The organism is Aquabacterium sp., assembly GCF_004297345.1.
GTDB lineage: Bacteria > Pseudomonadota > Gammaproteobacteria > Burkholderiales > Burkholderiaceae_C > Aquabacterium.
Genome location: NZ_SCTN01000583.1, coordinates 1 through 4,433, shown reverse-complemented (window position 1 = coordinate 4,433; position 4,433 = coordinate 1). Strand labels below are relative to the sequence as shown.

At 61.5% G+C, this 4,433-nt stretch carries 4 protein-coding genes; all 4 read right to left on the bottom strand.

Features of this window, described 5'->3' with window-relative positions:
- Positions 1-126: 126 nt before the first annotated feature.
- Positions 127-726 carry an ATP synthase F0 subunit B gene (locus EPO09_RS21715; protein ID WP_290646618.1) on the bottom strand — a complete coding sequence of 200 codons (600 nt, stop codon included), beginning with the start codon at positions 724-726 and terminating at the stop codon, positions 127-129.
- Between the two features lie 397 nt (positions 727-1,123).
- Positions 1,124-1,474: a hypothetical protein gene (locus tag EPO09_RS21710; protein WP_290646616.1), complete on the bottom strand. Its 351-nt coding sequence runs from the start codon at positions 1,472-1,474 to the stop codon at positions 1,124-1,126.
- 408 nt (positions 1,475-1,882) lie between these two features.
- Positions 1,883-2,032 (bottom strand): hypothetical protein, encoded by a 150-nt coding sequence (locus EPO09_RS21705; protein ID WP_290646614.1) that lies wholly within the window; start codon positions 2,030-2,032, stop codon positions 1,883-1,885.
- 127 nt (positions 2,033-2,159) lie between these two features.
- Positions 2,160-4,433: hypothetical protein (locus EPO09_RS21700; RefSeq protein ID WP_290646612.1), on the bottom strand; the 2,274-nt coding region annotated here is incomplete at its 5' end.

The window sequence follows — 4,433 nt, the reverse complement described above, 5'->3', positions numbered from 1 at the left end:
GCCCCTATCCGTTGGGCCTAAGTACTGCCCTCCGCAAGCAGTCTGGAGTGGGGACGAAAAAACAGATGCATGCACGGGCACACGCGTGAGGCCACAGGCAGGCCCACACAGGGGCCCACCATAGACCTACCAGGGCGGCCCGTCATCTGCGGGGCACCAGCCCCCTTGATCTGTCAGACCATCGCCATCTGTGGCCATCTGTGGGCCTTCCTGCGCTTCTGTCGAAGGCTCATCCCACGGCGGCACCTCAATGGCCTGTGGCCCTTCGGGCTGTGTGACCACCTCCACCTTGGGTGCCCCAGCTTGGCTGGCGGCTGCTTGAGCCTTCCTTGCTTCTCTGGTGGCCTTGGCCTTCTCCAGCATCTTGGCTCTGTCCATGGCCTCTTTCTGGGCTGCCTTGATGATGTCTGCGGCTTGCTTGTGGGCATCCGCGAGGATCACTGACACCTTCTTGAGGGCCTTCCTCTCGGCCTCTGCCTTGAGCTTGTCCATGAACTTGGCCCGGAGGTCCTTCTCAATGCTGCGCTCCAGCTCGTCACACTGGACACACTTGTTTGATGACACCAGTCTGAGGGCACCATGCTTTGCAGACCTGCTGCAGTGGTACTGAGATGGGTAGACCTTCAGACCTTGCGCTTTCGCTTCGGTCCTTGTCATGGGCGGGCCACTACCCCTGGATGACGGAAGGTTGCCCATGAGATTGCCCAGGTAACTGGCTTCGCTCATGGTGTTCCTTCCCATATCAGGGGCAGCCACCAGGGTAGGTGACTGACCAAGACCACCCATGACAGGATTGACCAAGGATGTTGTACCCAGTCAGGGAACCCTGTTCTGTGGTCTGTGTGCGAAGCACTTACATGGTCATGGTCTGAGTGCAGCCCCAGGCCAGCCGGAAGGTGGCCCATGGGTGTGCCCACGGCAGTGGTGTGGTCCATGGTTGTGCTTCCGTCATCCTGGGGATGAATTGCCCCTCTGTTGCTGGTCTGTGGTGTCATCACCTCCTTGGTGCCGCCGTCAGGCAGCCCGTGGACGGGACAGTGGCCAGCCAATGGTGTGAACCGAGGTTTCAAACGGAGGAGGCAACCCAATGTGCACCCTATTACTGTGACGTTAAGGAAGTTGGTCAATACGGCACCTCTTCAATCGGGATGTCCTCCATGCGGCAGGCCCGGGATGGCAATGCAGCGGGCGGGATGTGTGGGGGTTGATAGCACTGCACCACCTGTACCCGGTTGCTGCCTAGCTCCACCGGCCTGCCTTCGGTAATGCCTGCTTTCTGCATCTGGTCGATGATGTTCCGCATCACTCGCTCAGTGGCGAAGTCTGTACGGATGTTCATCTCCAACGTGTGGCCCCTTCGGTCAGCTTCGGCCTGATTGCCAAGGACCACGCGCAGGGCATCGAGGTATGGAGCCCTGATGCGTACAGCTCCCAATGTCTCCTTGGCAAGCCCCCTCAAATCGTCCTCGGACATGGTGGCTGTGAGGTGGTGTCGCAGCCGTATGCCTGCGGCTCCCCGAGTGGATTGTGCTGATAGCGAGGACAGTGCCGCTAGGCATCTTTCAATGTCGAAGTCTTGCCGCGCCCTTGCCTGGGCTGGGGTCAGGTGTGGCAGGCGCACGCATGAGCTTGGGTGCTCAGCGTGGCCGCATAAGGGCTGGGACATGGTGGCGTTGCTCGTTGATTGCGGTTAGTCGTTGGTGGTCGAGGATCAGTAGGGCGAAGGTCTCATTCAGGGACGGACGGACGCCGGTGGCTGCCTCTTGCTTGCGTTGGGTGTCCTTCACATGGTTGAAGGCACTCACGGGGATGGGGATGGTCCGCATCACTGCGGGCTCTGCGTGTTGGTGTGTCATGGTTCGTGATTTACCTTGGGCCGTGTTCATTGCGGTGTCTCCTCTGGGGGAAGGCCCCACGGGTTGATCAGTTCCTCGCGCAGGATGGCCCTCAGGGCTTCCGCATCGGAGGTGTCCGCCTGGGCTTGCTCGTGATCGAGCGCGGGTGCGTCGTTGGTCGTGCTGGGGTGTTGCATGTCGTTGTGCTTCTGTTGAGTGAAAAGGGCGCAGCCCCACCAAGCCCCAGGGTAGGGCTGTGGGTGCGTGCTTGGGGATGAGCCCCGGGTGCTGCCTCACGGCATGACCCGGGCGTTCAGGGTGCGGTTACTTGGAGGCCACCGTGAGGCGTGCCTTCCAAGCGGGGAGGCCTTGGAGGAGGGAGGCGCGGAGGTCCAAGGCGCGGGAGTCCTCGGTGCGTTGCCCCTGCTGGTTGGTGAAGTAGGTCTTCAGCTCAGACTTGAACGCCTGTGTGTCGCCCTTGGCCAGCGCTGCCCAGGCCTTGCGGTATTGACCCGCATCACCTGTCTGATAGGCCACGTCCAGCATGACTGCCTTCTGTGGTGCGCTCAGGGTGTCCCACAGCCCAGGCTTCACACCCTCGGCCACCTTCTTGACCTGGGCGTCCACCCTTTGCATGGTGAGCTGGGTCAGCCGCTTGGCCTGCTCAGGGGTGAGGGCAGCCTTACCCGCCTTGATGTCCTCGATGCGGTTAGCGGGCACTCCCACAGCCTGGAGGTCAGCCGTGATGGTCGAGGCGTTGCCCTTGAGGTTGTAGCCTGCACCGATGTTCAGGCCAGCACCACGGGCGGGGTCACTGTAGGCAGTCAAGACCACGCCCTCACGGACAGTGGCCAGGGATGCCGCCAGCTTCACATGGTCAGCGCTGGGGACGCTGCCTGAGTCATCCCCGAAGGCGAGGCCCATCGCTGTCCTTGCGGTCAGCTTGGGGTCCACTCGGACACTGCCCCGGCTCACCTCCAAGGTGTTGCCATTGGTGGGTGTGCCCAGGTCAATCGAAGGGCCGCCCATGAGCTTGCCCATGGCTGCCTTGTGCTGGAGCACATCAATGAGGCCCATGTCCGTGCTGGAGATGAACCCCGAGGTCTGGCCCTTGCGGAGTAGCACAGGGTCAATCATCCCGACAGTTCCACCTTCCTGGGCAGCCTTGCGGGCATCCATGATGAATGTATGGAGCTGCTTGGCTTCCTCGGGCTGGAGGTTGGTCTTGATGTCGTATCGGCGGGTGACATCCTGAATGGACACGGTATCAATGGTCCGCTCTGCGCTCCCATTGACCACCTTCACCAGATACATGCCGGTATCGCCTACCGGGAAGTAGCGGATGGCAGAGCCAAGGGGGAAGGACCCCTTGGCCTGCTGGTCCTTGGTGATGGTGTTGGTGAGGTCCGTGAAGGCGTCCCCCGTGCGCTCTGAGCCTTGCCCCGAGGGGACACGGACAGCATGCCTGGAGGTGGCATCCATAACCCAGTTATCCCGGGCCATCGTCTCCACCTTGGCCAGCACATCATCGTCACTGAGGTAAGGGCTTGTGCGCTTCAGCTCTCGGGCCTTCTGGGTGATCCAGTCGCCCACCTGATAGTCATTCTGTGGGCGCCCATTCATGCCCAGGGCACCGCCCCAGAGGCGCAGCCATGTGGACCCTGACACTGCCTTGCGTGCCGTCTCCTCTACCTCCTTGGCGAAGTTCGGGTCCTTGAGCTTCTTCTCTGCTGCTGCCTTGGCCTCCGGGGAGTTCGCAAGGTAGGCAGTCTGGTAGGCCGTGTTGGGGTCCCTGCCGAAGTCATAGGTCTGGGAGTTGTAGGCCCGCAGGATGTCATCAGCTTCACCCTTGAAGTACATATCACGGTACTGGGGAGCACCAGACAGGGCACGGTACAGGGCAGCCGAAGCCAGGAACCCCGAGGAGGGACCCTTGGCATCCGGCATGGAGGTCACTGAGGTGCCCACCAGTCGAGTCAGGGCCTCCACAGGGATGGACGCACGGGACTTGGAGTGAGCCTGCATGATCTGCTCAGACAGGCCCTGGATGGTGCTTTGGCGTTCAGCCTCGGGCACGTTGGCACCGTCAGCGAAGACACGCCATGCAGCCGTGATGGCTGGCCCCAGCTTGACCTCTAGGACCTTCTTCTGCACCTCGGGCTCATAGCGGCCCAACATGCCCGCATCGTAGGCGCTCAGGGCTTCATTCTGGAGGGCCTTCTTGGCTAGGTTCTCACGCGCCTGCTTCACATAGGCGGCCCCTTGTTCGGCGGACAAACTGTTCTTGCCCACGTAGTCACGCACAAAGCCCTCAGTGACTTTATCGGGGGTGTCATCGACCATCTTGTCCAGTTGGACGCGGGTGGTGTAGCGGTTCCCCTCGGTGGCCTCATGGATGCGCTGGTCACGCATAGCCATGGCTTGGTGCTTGTGTGCGTCGATAGCTTCGGACAGGTCCGGGGCCAGCATTCGCAAGGTGCGCCCATCAGCATTGGGAGCATCAAAGACATCGAACAGTTCAGGCTTGCCCCCCGCCTGCTGGCTCATGGAGTCAATGCGCTGGAGGATGGCCTTGGTGGCAGTCTCGGGGTGGACCTG

Excerpts from the sequence above, each read along its gene's own strand:
- EPO09_RS21715 (WP_290646618.1), bottom strand. The coding sequence starts at position 726 with ATGAGCGAAGCCAGTTACCTGGGCAATCTCATGGGCAACCTTCCGTCA.
- EPO09_RS21710 (WP_290646616.1), bottom strand. The coding sequence starts at position 1,474 with ATGTCCGAGGACGATTTGAGGGGGCTTGCCAAGGAGACATTGGGAGCT.
- EPO09_RS21705 (WP_290646614.1), bottom strand. The coding sequence starts at position 2,032 with ATGCAACACCCCAGCACGACCAACGACGCACCCGCGCTCGATCACGAG.